11 protein-coding genes are annotated in these 14624 nt (G+C 61.1%); 5 read left to right on the top strand and 6 right to left on the bottom strand.

From position 1 onward, the window contains the following. Positions 1-215 precede the first annotated feature (215 nt). A complete protein-coding gene (gene glf, locus DXC18_RS05525) occupies positions 216-1418 on the top strand; it encodes a UDP-galactopyranose mutase (RefSeq protein ID WP_117716586.1) in 1203 nt (400 codons plus the stop codon). Next, positions 1411-2442: a glycosyltransferase family 2 protein gene (locus DXC18_RS05530; protein WP_117583931.1), complete on the top strand. Its 1032-nt coding sequence runs from the start codon at positions 1411-1413 to the stop codon at positions 2440-2442. The genes glf and DXC18_RS05530 overlap by 8 nt, the downstream gene beginning before the upstream one ends. 376 nt (positions 2443-2818) lie before the next feature. On the opposite strand, the gene DXC18_RS05535 is transcribed toward DXC18_RS05530, so the two are convergent. The 3 genes from DXC18_RS05535 to DXC18_RS05545 all read right to left on the bottom strand — a co-directional run bounded on the left by DXC18_RS05535 (position 2819) and on the right by DXC18_RS05545 (position 5041). Next, entirely contained in the window at positions 2819-3820 is a 1002-nt protein-coding gene (locus DXC18_RS05535; RefSeq protein ID WP_117583932.1) for a P1 family peptidase, read from the bottom strand. Positions 3821-3920: 100 nt separating this feature from the next. Further along, positions 3921-4502, bottom strand: a complete 582-nt coding sequence (locus tag DXC18_RS05540; protein ID WP_117583933.1) for a nucleoside triphosphate pyrophosphatase — start codon at positions 4500-4502, stop codon at positions 3921-3923. Further along, complete coding sequence (locus tag DXC18_RS05545; RefSeq protein ID WP_117583934.1) at positions 4499-5041, bottom strand: DJ-1 family glyoxalase III; 543 nt, start codon at positions 5039-5041, stop codon at positions 4499-4501. The genes DXC18_RS05540 and DXC18_RS05545 overlap by 4 nt, the downstream gene beginning before the upstream one ends. Positions 5042-5916: 875 nt before the next feature. Here DXC18_RS05545 and DXC18_RS05550 point away from each other — a divergent pair. The 3 genes from DXC18_RS05550 to DXC18_RS05560 all read left to right on the top strand — a co-directional run bounded on the left by DXC18_RS05550 (position 5917) and on the right by DXC18_RS05560 (position 9681). Then, on the top strand, positions 5917-6648 hold the full coding sequence (locus DXC18_RS05550) for an EamA family transporter (RefSeq protein ID WP_233509019.1): 732 nt from the start codon (positions 5917-5919) through the stop codon (positions 6646-6648). Between the two features lie 122 nt (positions 6649-6770). After that, on the top strand, positions 6771-8201 hold the full coding sequence (locus tag DXC18_RS05555; RefSeq protein ID WP_117716587.1) for a 6-phospho-beta-glucosidase: 1431 nt from the start codon (positions 6771-6773) through the stop codon (positions 8199-8201). 31 nt (positions 8202-8232) lie between these two features. Then, entirely contained in the window at positions 8233-9681 is a 1449-nt protein-coding gene (locus DXC18_RS05560; RefSeq protein ID WP_117583937.1) for a PTS transporter subunit EIIC, read from the top strand. Positions 9682-9856: 175 nt separating this feature from the next. Here the strand turns inward: DXC18_RS05560 and DXC18_RS10580 are convergent, their stop codons facing one another. The 3 genes from DXC18_RS10580 to ppk1 all read right to left on the bottom strand — a co-directional run bounded on the left by DXC18_RS10580 (position 9857) and on the right by ppk1 (position 14159). Further along, positions 9857-10186 (bottom strand): IS3 family transposase, encoded by a 330-nt coding sequence (locus tag DXC18_RS10580; protein WP_197032199.1) that lies wholly within the window; start codon positions 10184-10186, stop codon positions 9857-9859. A 137-nt stretch (positions 10187-10323) separates the two neighbouring features. After that, positions 10324-11652, bottom strand: a complete 1329-nt coding sequence (gene rlmD, locus DXC18_RS05570; RefSeq protein ID WP_117583938.1) for a 23S rRNA (uracil(1939)-C(5))-methyltransferase RlmD — start codon at positions 11650-11652, stop codon at positions 10324-10326. Between the two features lie 98 nt (positions 11653-11750). Then, positions 11751-14159 carry a polyphosphate kinase 1 gene (gene ppk1 / locus DXC18_RS05575; RefSeq protein ID WP_117583939.1) on the bottom strand — a complete coding sequence of 803 codons (2409 nt, stop codon included), beginning with the start codon at positions 14157-14159 and terminating at the stop codon, positions 11751-11753. Positions 14160-14624: the final 465 nt, after the last annotated feature.

The following is a 14624-nucleotide window of genomic DNA, read 5'->3' on the forward strand; positions in this document are numbered from 1 at the left end:
GTTTCGCTAAGCTCCAGGCGCCCGGCTGTTCACGAATAAACCCGCTGCTAGCGGGTTTACCTTTCAATAATGTACGCCGCGGTGCTTGAGCTTTCCTTGTGTGGCAAGCTCATTATAGGACGCATTAGCGCTATAATCGCTCTGATAAATATGTCTCGAAGAATGTTCGAGAAAAGCCCAGCTAACGAGCCCGTGGCTTTTGACAAGGAGTATCGATGCAGATTACCTCAGGCCTGCCTGAAGGCTTTAACGCCGGCGCGTACGACATGATTGTCGTCGGTGCTGGATATGCCGGTGCCGTTTGCGCCCGCCGTCTTGCCGAGACCATCGGCTATCGTGTTGCCGTTTTGGAGCGCCGTAGCCACATTGCGGGCAATGCCTATGACTGCACTGACGAGGCCGGAATCCTGATCCACGAGTACGGTCCGCATATCTATCACACCTTTAACGAGCGCGTGCATAATTTCCTGTCGCGCTTTACCAAGTGGACGGATTATCAGCACAAGGTGCTCGCCAACATCAACGGTACCCTTATGCCCGTGCCCTTCAACCATGCGAGTCTCAAGCTCGCCTTTGGTGATGAGCGCGGCGAGGAGCTGTATCAGAAGCTCGTGGAGACCTTTGGCAAGGATGTCAAAGTGCCCATCATGGAGCTGCGTAAGAAGAACGACCCCGACTTGGCCGAGGTCGCCGATTACGTCTACGAGAACGTCTTTTTGCATTACACCATGAAGCAGTGGGGCCAGACGCCCGACCAGATCGATCCCTCGATCACCGGCCGCGTTCCCGTCTTTGTGGGCGACGATGACCGCTACTTCCCGCAGGCCCCCTTCCAGGGTATGCCGCAGGATGGCTACACGGCGCTGTTTGAGCACATGCTCGACCACGACCTGATTGATGTGTTCTGCGACGTGGATGCTCGCGATCTCTTCGAGATCGACGAGACAACCGTCAAGGTCGACGGCAAGGTCTACGGCGGCGAGATCGTCTATACCGGTCCGCTCGATGAGCTGTTCAACCTCGACCTGGGCGCTCTTCCGTACCGCACGCTCGACATGAAGTTCGAGACGCTCGATATTGATCAGTTCCAGCCCGTGGGCACCGTCAACTACACCACGAGCGAGGACTACACCCGCATTACCGAGTTCAAGAACATGACTGGTCAGGTCCTGCCCGGCAAGACCACCATCATGAAGGAGTACTCCAAGGCCTATACGCCCGGCTCGGGCGAGACGCCGTATTACGCCATTCTTGAGCCCGAGAACCGTGAGCTCTATGAGCGCTATCTTGAGCGCGTCCAGAACCTGACAAACTTCCACCCGGTGGGTCGTCTGGCCGAGTATCGTTACTACGATATGGATGCCGTGACCAATTCTGCCCTCGATCTTTCGGATGAGATTATCGCCTGCCATGCATAAAGTCATAACATTCGGTATTCCCTCGTATAACGCCGCCAAGGACATGGACCATTGCATCACCTCCATCTTGGAGGGGAGCAATTACGCCACCGATATCGAGATTATCGTGGTGGACGACGGCTCCAAGGACGAGACGGCCGCCAAGGCCGACGAGTGGGAGGCCCGTTATCCTGGAATCATCCGCGCGGTGCACCAGGAGAATGGCGGCCACGGTATTGCCGTCCTTTCGGGTCTGCGCGAGGCGCAGGGCACCTACTACAAGGTCGTCGACTCGGACGACTGGCTTGACGGCGCTGCCCTTTCGACCATGCTGTCGATTCTGCGCGGCTTTGAAGAGCGCGACCAGCGCGTTGACCTGTTTATCTCGAACTACGTGTACGAGAAGGTTTACGAGGGTACGCATACGGCCATTGGTTACAAGTTTGCCCTGCCTCGAAAAAAGATCTTTACCTGGGACCAGATCGGCCATTTCCGTTTGGACCAGAATCTGCTCATGCACAGCCTGTGCTATCGCACGGATGTGCTGCGCGAGTCCAACCTGCCCATGCCGCCGCACACGTTCTATGTGGACAACATCTACGCCTACGTGCCGCTGCCGCGTTGCAAGACCATGTACTACGCCGACATCGACCTCTATCGCTACTTTATCGGTCGCGAGGGCCAGAGTGTCAACGAGGCCACGATGGTCAAGCGTCTGGACCAGCAGTTCCGTGTTACGCGTATCATGATGGAGTCGTACCACCTGTACAGCGATGTCGAGTCGTCGCGTCTGCGTTCGTACATGATGGGCTACTTCACCATGATGATGGCGATCTGCTCGGTGCTCACCAAGCTTTCCGACGAGGATTGTGCCGATGAGCGTCTGAAGACGCTGTGGAATGATTTGAAGGCCTATGACGAGCGTATGTATCGTCGTGCACGTTACGGTGTGGTCGGCTTCTTCACTAACCTCCGCGGTCGTGCCGGAGACAAAACCACACTCGGCCTATACCGTCTTGCCTCAAAGATCTTCAAATTCAACTAACTGCTGAGTTATCGATACTGTTGGGTTGACTGGGCCCCTTGGCCTTTAGTTTGCTACTGCGAACAGTCCTGCTCGCACGGAAAGCACATTAAGTGCTTTCCGGCTCGTGCGGAACTTGTATCAAACTAAAGGCCAAGGGGCCTCTGCTATAAGTATCGATTTTCAGATGATTTGAATTTGAAGATCTTCGACGCGCGGTACACAGGGGCCTGGGCTGAAAAGAAAAAGGTTGGAAGTCGGCCGGAGGCGGGCGGGCATTACGTTTGTCGCGAGCTCCGCATGCAAAGAAGGCCACTTAATGTGGCCTTCGTCTTGCATAGGACTGTAGAGCAGCAAACGTAATGCCCGCCCGCCTCCGGCCGACGGTCGAGTGAGATTACTTCGCAGCACCTGGGATGCCGTGGGAGGTTTTGGCGGTTTTGGCTCCGTTTACGATGGCGGTTTGCAAAGCCCTTACGGCGAGCATGCCCAGCAGGTCTAGGGGAACGGCGGCGCTTGCCTGGGCACCCAGTTTGCCGCTGGCGAGGGTGTAGATGGTGTCGCCATCGTTGGTGGTGTGCGTGGGACGGATGGCGTGTGCGTAGGCGTCTGCGGCCATCTGAGAGACCTTGGTGGCTTGTGCCTTAGTGAGTTCCACGTTGGTGACGATGCAGCTGATGGTGGTGTTGGTGCGGTCGAGCGGCATCTGCATGGATCCGGCGGCGGCAAAGGCTGCGAGTTCCATGTCGACGATCTGGTCGCTATCGGCTGCGGCGCGCATACCGGCGACCCACTCGCCGGTGAAGGGGTCGACAACGTTGCCACAGGCGTTGACCGAGACCACGGCGCCCACCTTGATGGGGCCGAGCGCCACGGCGGCAGCGCCAAGGCCGGCCTTCATGCAGGTGGCAGGGCCCATGAGCTTACCCACGGTAGCGCCCGTGCCGGCGCCTACGTTGCCCTGTTCGAGCTTGGTGGGGGTGTGGTCGAGCGCCTCGCGCACGGCGGCGATGCCGGCCTCAATGTCGGGGCGAACGGTGGGGTCGCCAAAGGCAAGGTCGAAGATACAGCTGGAGCACACGATGGGCACCTGCGTGGGGCCGACGGGCAGACCAATGCCGCGGCTCTCGAGTTCGCGGGCCACGCCGCTTGCAGCCTCGAGGCCAAAGGCCGATCCGCCCGAAAGGCAGACGGCGTGGACCTTGTCGACGGTGTTCTCTGGTCGCAGCAAGTCGGTTTCGCGCGATGCGGGAGCACCGCCGCGAACGTCAACGCCACCGGTGGCACCCTCGGGCGCCACGATTACGGTGCAGCCGGTGCCAGCTTCCTCGTCCGTATAGTTGCCAAAGCAAAAGCCATCGACATTGCAAACATCGATGGCTTCGAGCAGTGTGTCCATGTTTTCTCCTATCGGTTTTCCGCCGGGCCTTATGCCCGGTCGGGATCCGTACGGTACGGCAAAATTGTAGGCGCTGGGGGATACCCAGCGCCAGATGCAATTACGAGAGTTTTTGAATCGCGCGTGCGACGCGAGCGATGGGCAAGCCCACCACGTTGTAGAAGTCACCCGAAATATCGTGCACAAGCATGCGGCCGCCTGTGCCTTGGATGCCGTAGGCCCCGGCCTTGTCCATGGGTTCGCCGGAGGCAACATAGCGCTCGATCTGCTCTTCGGTAAGCTCATAGAACGTCACGTCGGTCACATCGACAAACGACAGGCTCTCGGCGGCATGCGGAGCTGTAGCGTCGCCGGCTTTAACGATGCAGACGCCGGTTGCGACCTGGTGCGTGCGGCCCGAAAGCTCGCGGAGCATGGTGCGTGCCTCGTCCCCGTCTGCCGGCTTGCCCAAAATATGGCCGTCAAAGGTGACAATAGTATCGGCCGCGACGGTCAGTTCGTTGGGCTCGGCATGCTCGGCGGCAACGGCGGCGGCTTTGGCGCGTGCTAAGCGTTCAACGAGCGTAAGCGGGACCTCGCCATCAAAAGGCGTTTCGTCGATATCTGCGGGAATCACGCGAATGTTATAGCCTGCCTCGCGCATCAACTCGATGCGGCGCGGTGATTGCGAAGCCAAAATCATAGCTGAATGCCCTCGGCGACCTTCTCGACGGCCTTGTCGCCGGCGAGCGTGCGCAGCAGCTCAAGCGCAAAGGGGAGCGACTGGGCCATGCCGCTGGCGGTGATGATGTTGCCGTCGTGCGTGACCTTGTCGCCGGTATAGGCGCCCTCGGGGAAGCTCTTCTCAAAGCCGGGGAAGCACGTGGCGTGGCGTCCCTCGAGCAGGTCGAGCTCGCCCAGGATAAACGGGGCGGCGCAGATGGCGGCAACGTGCTTGGTCGCGGCGAAATCGCAGACTACGTCGCAGACGCGCTGGTCGGCGCGCAGGTTGGTGGCACCGGGCAGGCCGCCGGGCAGCACGACGCAGTCGTACTCGTCAAAATTGATCTCATCAAAGAGCGCATCGCAGGTCACGGGGATCTGCAGCGAGCTTACGACCTCGCGCGTGGGCATGATCGAGACAAGCGTGGCGCGCACGCCGCCGCGACGCATGACATCGACCATGGTCAGGCATTCAATAGTTTCAAAGCCATCGGCGGCGAGAACGGCAACGCTGGGCATGAGGGTTCCTTTCATAGGCGGCATACAATTAGCCGTCTTATACCCCGAAGACCTCCGCTTGCCACGCTCGATTTTCCATTGTTTAAAAAGGGACGGGGCTATTTTAGCTACCCCACTTGCAGGGTAGCTAAAATAGCCCCGTCCGAATTAGCTACCCTCACCCATCCTCAACAATCTCAATCTGTAACATCTAGACCCACTTTTGACCCCTAACTGTTACAGATCAAGACAAACGGAAACCGCCCCGACAAAACGTCTAAATCTGTAACATCTACGGACCAAAACCGGGTCTTACTGTTACAGATCGAGACAGCCCCCAACAGCACCGCCCCGTTCGGGGAAACGACCGCTACAGGTACGGCGGGCAGAGGCTCACTTTTTTCTTCGGTTTTTCTTGACGGAATCTCACCTGTTGTAGTACTTTGTCCCAGTCTAAAAACGCGTGGACTTTTCTGGGCGCTAGCCACCTTTTTGCCACGCAACCGAGCAGTCGGTTGCGTGGCTTTTTTCGTCTTGGCAGCAGGTACCACATGCACCGCCAGAAGACCGCACGAGCCCACCTTCCGACTGCAGGGAACAGACGCACGAGACGTGCATCTGCAAGACAGCAGACGGAAGGGAGCCTAATGGCAGAAACAAACACAATCAAGCAACAGACCGCCGAGGCGGGAGCCGCGGGCGCGGGGCAGGTCAAGGCGGCGCTCCAGGTCTTTGCGGGCGGCGCCTGCTACGGCGCGATGGCCACGACCTACAAGCTCGCCTACGCCGCGGGCTTCACCTCAGCGCAGGTGGTGGCGAGCCAGGCGTGGTTCGGCTGCCTCTTCTTCGCCCTCGCCACGCTCGCAGGGCACGCACTCGGGCACCGCTGGCAGCGCGTGGGCTGGAAGCTCGCCCTCAAGCTCATGGGCCTGGGAGCCCTCACCTGCCTCACCTCAATCCTCTACTGCTACGCCATGAGCGTGCTGCCCGCCCCGGTGGCACTCACGCTCCTCTTCCAGTTCACGTGGCTGGGGCTCGTGTGGCAGACCGTCATGACGCGCCGGCCGCCGAGGCTCCTCCAAGTGGTCTCCGCCCTGGTCATCGTCTTCGGAACGGTGTTCGCCAGCGGCGTCTACAAGACCGGCATCACCGGGTACGACCCCGTGGCCCTGCTCTGCGCGCTGGGGGCGGCCGTGTCCTGCTCCCTCTTTGTCACCCTCTCCGGCAAGGTCGAGGCCCCCTGCTCGTCCGAGCAGCGTGGCGTCATCGTATGCGCGGGCTCCGTGGTCATGTCGCTCACGGTGTGTCCGGACTACGTCGTCTCGGGCGTCCTCGCCCAGGGCATCCTGCCCTTTGCCGTCATCGCCGGCTTCTTTGGCATGCTCTGCCCGGTCCTGCTCTTCGGCATGGGCTCTCCGCACCTGCCCGCGGGCCTGTCCACCGTCATGGCCGCCGCGGAACTCCCCGCCGGCCTGCTCATCGCCATGATCGTCCTCGGCGAGCCGCTCGGCGTCGTCGAGTGGCTGGGCGTCGCCATCATCCTCGCCGGCGTGTGCCTGGCACAGGTCCCCTCCCTGCTTGGAGGCCGGGAGGCACGTCGCGCCGCCGCAGGACAAGCCGTCAGCTAGTCACCCCTTCACAGGCGGCCCGCGCGCATCAGGGAAAGGGCCACGGGCCAGGCGCGCGAGGCCGCAAGGACGTTATAAAGCGTCCCCCGCAGAGATGGGGGCGCCAGAGAGAAGGAGGCACCATGCCATTTCCAAAAGGGTTCCTTTGGGGAGGAGCCACCGCCGCCAACCAATGCGAGGGAGGTTATGACGAGGGCGGCCGCGGCCTTGCCAACGTCGACGTCATCCCACACGGGCCGGAGCGCAACGACGTAAGCCGCGGCCTGAGGCGCATGCTCGACTTCGAGCCCGGGTACTACTACCCGGCCCAGACGGGCATCGACTTCTACCACCACTACCGCGAGGACATAGCCCTCTTCGCGGAGATGGGCTTTAAGGTCTTTCGCCTCTCCATCGCCTGGAGCCGCATCTTCCCCAATGGCGACGAGGAGGAGCCCAACGAGGCCGGGCTCGCTTTCTACGAGGACGTGTTCCGCTGCTGCCGCGAGCACGGGATCGAGCCCCTCGTGACCATCACGCACTTCGACTGCCCCATCCACCTCGTCAAGAAGTACGGCGCCTGGCGAAACCGCACCCTTATCGAGCTCTACAAGCGGCTTGTGACGGTGCTCTTCAACCGCTACCGCGGCCTCGTGCGCTGGTGGATCACGTTCAACGAGATGAACATGATCTTGCACCGTCCCTTCATGGGTGCCGGCATCGTCCTCGAGCCCGGGGAGAATGCCCGCGAGGCCGAGTACCGCGCCGCGCACAACGAGCTCGTGGCGAGCGCCTGGGCCACCAAGATCGCCCACGAGGTCGATCCGGAGAACAAGGTGGGCTGCATGCTCGCCGCGGGAAGCTACTACCCCTACTCCTGTCGTCCCGAGGACGTTCGCGCGGCGCAGGTCAAGAACCAGGAGGACCTCTTCTTCGTGGACGTGCAGGCGCGCGGTCGCTACCCCGGCTACGCGCTCAAGATGCTCGAGCGCGAGGGCATCGACGTGGGCATGACCGCCGAGGACGAGCGCATCCTTGCGGAGAACACCGTCGACTTCATCTCGTTTAGCTACTACTCCTCGCGCTGCACCGCGGTCGACCCCGACTCCGTGGGCGGCGTCGCCGAGGGCAACGCCTTCGCCGGCGTGGAGAACCCCTACGTGCGCACGAGCGACTGGGGCTGGGTCATCGACCCGCTGGGATTCCGCATCACGATCAACGACCTCTGGGACCGCTACCAGAAGCCGCTCTTTGTGGTGGAGAACGGCCTCGGCGCCTATGACGAGGTGCTTCCCGACGGCACGATCGAGGACGACTACCGCATCGCCTACCTGCGCGAGCACATCGAGGCCATGCGTGACGCCATCGAGCAGGACGGCGTCGAGATGCTCGGCTACACCACCTGGGGGCCGATCGACCTCGTGAGCGCGGGCTCCGGCGAGATGGAGAAGCGCTACGGCTTCATCTACGTGGACCGCGACAACCTGGGCAACGGCACGCTCGAGCGCAGGCGCAAGAAGAGCTTCTACTGGTATCAACAGGCCATCGCCACCAACGGAGGCGACCTGGGCTAGCCGCCCGGGCAATATCACTAAGGAGAAAATAATGGCTGAAAAATACGACGATCTGGCCAGATCCATACTCGAGAACGTAGGCGGCACAGAGAACGTCGCCAGCGTCGCGCACTGCATCACGCGCGTGCGCTTCAAACTCAAGGACGAGTCCCGCGCCAACACTGCCAAGATCGAGGCCCTCAAGGGCGTCATCCAGGTCATCCAGGCCAACGGCCAGTACCAGGTGGTCGTGGGTAACATCGTCGAGGACGTCTACGACGCGGTCCTGGAGGCCGGCAACTTCTCGGGCGGCGCAAGCGCCGACGACGAGCCCCAGGGCGATAAGACCGTTGCCTCCGTCGTCATCGACCTCATCTCTGGCATCTTCCAGCCCATCCTGGGACCGCTTGCCGCCGCAGGCATCATGAAGGGACTGCTTGCCCTCATCACCTACTTCGTCCCGGCCTTTGCAAACGACGGCCTCTACACGCTGCTCTACACCGTGGCTGACGGCTTCTTCTACTTCCTTCCCGTCGCCCTGGCGTTCAGTGCCGCGCGCAAGTTCCGCATGAACGAGTTCACCGGCGTGGCAATCGGCGTGGCGCTTCTCTACCCGACGATGGTCGCCCTGACCTCGGGCGAGGCGCTCGGCAGCATCGACCTCGGCGTGGCCGGCACGTTCTCGTGGTACGCCACCGCCCTCGGGCTCCCCATCATCATGCCCGTGTCCGGCTACGTGAGCTCGGTGATCCCCGTCCTTCTCATGGTGTGGTTCGGCTCTATCCTTGAGCGCTGGCTCAAGAGCTGGATGCCGGCTGCGCTCAAGATGTTCCTTGTCCCGCTCGCCACGATGACGGTCTCCATCGTCTTGGGCTACCTCATCATCGGCCCGGTGGCCACCCTCATCACCAACCTGCTGAGCGCGGCATTCTCGTTCATCTTCCAGCTCCCCGTGGTTGGTTCCGTCCTGGGCAGCGCCCTGGTTGGCGGACTGTGGATGTGCCTCGTCATCTTTGGCTTCCACTGGAGCCTCATCCCCATCTCCATCATGAATCTGAACACCCTCGGCCACGACAGCGTGCTCGCCGCCACCATCGGCCACGGGTTCGCGCTCGGAGCGGTCATCTTTGCCATGTACCTCAGAAACAAGGACGAGCGCTTCCGCGGCATCGCCCTTCCCGCGATGATCTCCGCCTTCTTCTTCGGCGTCACCGAGCCGGGCATCTACGGCATCGCCCTCCCCAACAAGCGCGCGTTCGTCGTGGCATGCCTGAGCTCCGCCGTGGGCGGCGCCATCGTGGGAATGACTGGCGCTCTCATGTACATCTCGGGCGGCCTCGGCGTCTTCAACCTGCTCAACTTTATCGACGGGACCCCTGGTGGCGCCGGGATCTCCCACATGATCTTCGCGATCATCGCCTCGCTCGTCTCTGCCGTCCTGGCCTTTGTTATCGAGTTCATCACCTACCGGCCCAACGACGATGAGGAAGGCACCCGCTAGCCTGCGCCCTCCTCAATCAGCTCTATGTAATTGAGGGGCAGTTGAGGTGGGTGAGGGCCGAGGGCGATCAAGGTGGCCGCCCTCGGCCCGGGACAACCTGCCAGAAGGCGTTTAGCTTTCTCGGGCGGCGCTGAAATGAACTGCGCCCCGATACTTGGACGGGTCAATTAGCGGCCTATGCCGCACATGGGGACTGATTTCGGAACTCCTCCGGGGTCAGTCCCTTTTGCTTAACCCGCCTCCTCTTGTTCCAGTGAACGGTATAGGCTTCGAGGTCCCGCTTGAACTCCTCGAAGCTCCGCCACGTCCGGCTCCTGTAGAATTCGTCCTTCAGGCGCCCGGGCAGCAGCTCCGTCGCATGAGCTTGCCCTCGCACGCCGCCGGCCCCGGCCGGGTCCGGGCACCCTTCGGCCTCCCGCTGGCCTTCGGCGCGCCCGCACCCCCTGTCGCAAAGCTCTGCTGCAAGAGTCCTCAGCGTGGCGTCGTGCCTGACTCTCCCGTCCATAAAGAAGCCCCCATTTCTAATGTTCAAGAAATGAGGGGCGGTTCAATTTCGGGACGGGGATTAAATAATCATTCGGAGCAAATCTATTTTTATCCCCGTGCCAGAAAAATCATCGGGCGTGGTCTGGGGCAAACAGTCTAGTTGCGCTTGAGGTGGACGACGGTTTCGCAGTGGAAGGTTTGCGGGAACAGATCGACCGGCGTGATCTTGACGGGGGAGAAGGTACCTTCCTCGACAAAGCGCTTAAGGTCGCGTGCCAGGGTGGCGGGGTCGCAGCTCACGTAGACGACATCGCGAGCGCTCGTGCTGGCGATAAGGTCGATCGCCTCGGGGGCGAGGCCTGCGCGCGGCGGGTCGACCACCAAGACGTCGGCATCCTGGTCGGGGAACTCGCGCACCGCGTCTCCGCCAATGACGTCGACGTTATCAAGCTTGTTGATTTCCAGGTTACGGCGCAGGTCGCGCACGGCCGGGCCGTAGGCCTCGACGGCGGCGACGAAGTCGCAGCGGCGGGCGAGCGGCAGGGTAAAGGTTCCGGCGCCGCAGTACAGGTCCACGGCAAGCTCGTCTTCTTGCGGGTCGAGCGCTTCCATGACAAGCTCGATCAAAATCTCAGCACCCTTGGTGTTGACTTGGAAAAAAGACGGGGCAGACAAGCGCATCTGACCCTCGGCGATATTCTCGGTCCATGAGCCCTCTCCGGCGAGCATTTCGACCTTGGAGACACGGCGGGCCTTCTTTTCGCCCTTGCTCATCACACGCACGATGCTCGTGGGATGAGCGGCGACCGCCAGCACGCGGGAGACTTGCGAGCGCGGAAAAGAGCCCGTGGGCGTCCAGAGTGCAACCTCGAGCGCCTTGGTGCGGCGCGATGCGCGAATGCCCACGCGTTCGAGCCCTAAGTCATGGCTGCCGCTTAGATAGTTGAGTGCGCCGACGACCGATTTGAGCGCCTTGGGAAAACGTTTATCGAACAGCGGACACGCATCGACGGTCACGATTTTGCTGGGGTCGACACCGTGCATGCCAAGGCGCACGCGACCGTTGACGACGGTCGGTTCGAGCTCGATTTTATTGCGGTAGCCCCAGTCGTCCTTGGTGTGGCAGATGGGCTGCACCAACTCATCGACCTGCTCAGGAGCGAACTTGCCGATGCGCTCGAGCGTGGAGCGCAGGTTTTGCTCCTTGGCGGCGAGTTGTGCCGTGCGTGAGAGATTGCCCCACGAGCAGCCGCCGCAGATGCCCACGTAGGGGCAGGGGGGCTGAATGCGATCGGGGCTCGGCTCCAGAATCTCGGTGGTGCGGGCGCGCATGAACGACTTGCCGTCCTGTACGACCTCGGCCTCGACGGTGTCGCCTGCCACGGCACCCTGCACAAAGACGGCTTTGCCGTTGTCGGCGTGCGCCAGCCCGTCGGCGCCGTAGGTCATCGATTCTATAGTGAGCTTCATATCCCTGCCTGTCATTCGTGTTGTTGCTCGCACCATGGTAGCAGGGAAAAGCGCCCCGCATCCGAGGCTTTCCTCAAATGCGGGGCGCTTCTACAAACTGCTTCTACAAACGACTATTTCGTCTTGCCGGTAATGAGCGTCTTAAGACCCAGGCCGATCAGGCCCAGGCCCATGCGCACACGACCGGGGCGATGGCGCTCGATGGCCTTGGTCTTGCCGGCGGGCTTATCGCGACGGGCGCTCGTCTCGGGTGCGGGCTTAGCTGCCTGCGGCTCGGGCTGAGGTGCAGGTGCGGGCTCGGGCTCAATGACGGTCGCCTGGACCTTCTGAACCTCGGGTGTGGCCGGCTGCGGCTTAGGAGCAGGGGCGGGCTTTGCCTCAATGACGGGTTCGGGCGCGGCCTCGGCGTTGCGGTAGGCACGCTCCAGCAGGGCTTCCTGCGAGTTGAAGGGTTTCTCACCCTCTGCGCGCTCCACGGGGACCCAGGTGCCGTCGCTCGTGAGGCTGCGGGCCTTCACGTTGTCGCGCAGCTGCATGCTCATGTACTCGTGCACCAGGGCGCGGCAGGTGGGGTCGAGCACGGGGAAGGCGATCTCCACGCGGTGCTCGGTGTTGCGTGTCATCATGTCGGCCGAGCTCAGATAGATCATGTCCGAGTCCACGCCAAAGGCGTAAACGCGCGCATGCTCCAAAAAGCGTCCGACGATAGAACGGACATGCACGTTCTCGGTCTTGCCAGGAACGCCCGGCTTGAGGCACGAGATGCCGCGGATGATCATGTCCACGCGGACTCCTGCGCACGATGCCTCGGCGATCTTGTCGATGACCTCGCGGTCGGTGAGCGAGTTGAGTTTAAAGAACACGCGGGCGGGCTCGCCGGCGAGGGCGCGCTGGATCTCGCGGTCAAGCCCGCGCATGATGAGCGGTTTCAGTCCGACGGGCGCCACACCCAGGAAGCGGTAATCGCCGCGCAGGTTGCCCAGCGACAGGTTGCGGAAGAACAGGTTGGCGTCCTCGCCGATGCCGGGGTGAGCGGTCATGAGCATAAAGTCGCTGTAGAGTTTGGCCGTCTTCTCGTTAAAGTTGCCGGTGCCCAGCAGCGTCAGGCGCGTTAGCGCCATGCCCTCGCGATAGGTGAGCTGGCAGATCTTGGAGTGGCACTTAAAGCCCTCGGAGCCGTAGATGACGGTGCAGCCGGCCTCTTCCAGGCGCTCGGCCCACTCGATGTTGTTCTGCTCGTCAAAGCGCGCGCGGAGCTCCATGAGCACCGTGACCTCTTTGCCGTTCTCGGCGGCATCGATCAGTGACTCGCACAGGCGGCTCTGCTTGGCCACGCGGTAGAGCGTGATGCGCAGTGAGATGCACTCGGGGTCGTAGGCGGCCTCGTGCACCAGATCCAGGAAGGGGTTCATGGCCTCATAGGGATAAAAGAGCAGCTTGTCGTGCTGAAGTACCTGCTCGCGGATGGAGCGGGTCATATCGATGGTGGGGTTGGGCTGCGGCTTAAACGGTGTAAAGAGCAGCTCGTTGCGCAGGTGCTCGGGAATCTTGCCCTCAATGCCAAAGACGTAGCCTAGGTCGAGCGGGATATCGCAGGTAAAGACAGAGCGGCGCGAAAGCTCGAGCGCCTTGCGGATGGTCTTGAGCGTCGCCTTCTCGAGCGACCCCGAGACCGCGAGCACCACCGGCTGCAGGCGCAAGCGTTTCTTGAGGATGCGCTTCATGTGCTGACGGTAATCCTCTTCCTCCTCGACGCCCTCGCCGTCCGGGTCGATGTCGGCGTTGCGGGTGACGCGGATGAGCGCGCGGTCGAGCGGCTTATAGGAGCCAAAGCAGCTGTCCAGGCAGGCGAGGATGACGTCCTCGAGCAAGATGTAGGAGTAGATGCCGGTGGGCGAGGGGATCTCGACCACGCGGTTCATCGAGGTGGGAATCTCGATAAGGCCCAGCAGACTCTCCTCGTCGGTGACGCCGTCCAGGCCGCAGGCCAGGTAGAGTGCGCCGTTGCGCAGGTTGGGGAAGGGGTGGCGCGGGTCAATCACCAGCGGTGAGATGACCGGCGACACGTAGGCCTGGAAGTAACGGGTTACAAAGGTGCGCTCCTCGGGCGTAAGCGAATCGATGCGGGCGCGGTGAACGCCCAGGGTGTCGAGCTTGCCCTCGATGCTCTTAAAGATGGACTCCCATCGGGTAAGGAGCCCGGGCATTTCGGCCATGACAGCATCGACTTGTTCGGAGGCGGTCATATTGCTCTTGTTGTCGACAGGCTGTTTTTTGAGCTCTGCCAGATCGGACAGGCCGCCCACGCGCACCATGAGAAACTCATCGAGGTTAGACTCGAAAATCGACACGAACTTTAGCCGCTCGAACAGCGGAACGGTCTCGTCGAAGGCTTCGTCAAGCACACGGTTGTCAAAGCGCAGCCAGCTGAGCTCTCGGTTCTGCGTGTACGAGAAGTCGCGCGGCGGCTTACGCAGCTTTGCAGCGGCTTGCTTTTTTTCGATTTTGCTCGGCATATGCATCTGTCCGTTCAGTCCCCGTGGGGGACGGTTGCCTAACACTATTCACTATTGTCTCAATTTAGTCGGCCTATGGCACGGACGTATCGCGTGAACGGTATCTTTACCTACTTCTTACGCTGACAAGCCATAGAGCTGACGCCCTTCGCGTTGTGAAAAACGGTCTATATCCTCACTCAACTGGTGAGTATGTGTGAATAAGAATGATAGGTAGCTGAATATCATCGAATACAGACAGAAACACGAACAAGCGTCATTTATATACATAAAACCGTTTTAGATATGCAATTCTTAATCGAAAGATTGGAGTTGTAATTGCGAATGATTTTTAAGAAAAAAGAGCATTTACCTTAGAAAAGCTACTTTAGAACGCCGAAGTGCATTATGGGAGAATCATATTCGATATACCGTTCATCGAACTTTGTTGACCGTTCGGGGGCGAGGTGGAAGTATGGACTGATTTTGGAT

The organism is Collinsella sp. OM08-14AT, from assembly GCF_003438115.1.
GTDB lineage: Bacteria > Actinomycetota > Coriobacteriia > Coriobacteriales > Coriobacteriaceae > Collinsella.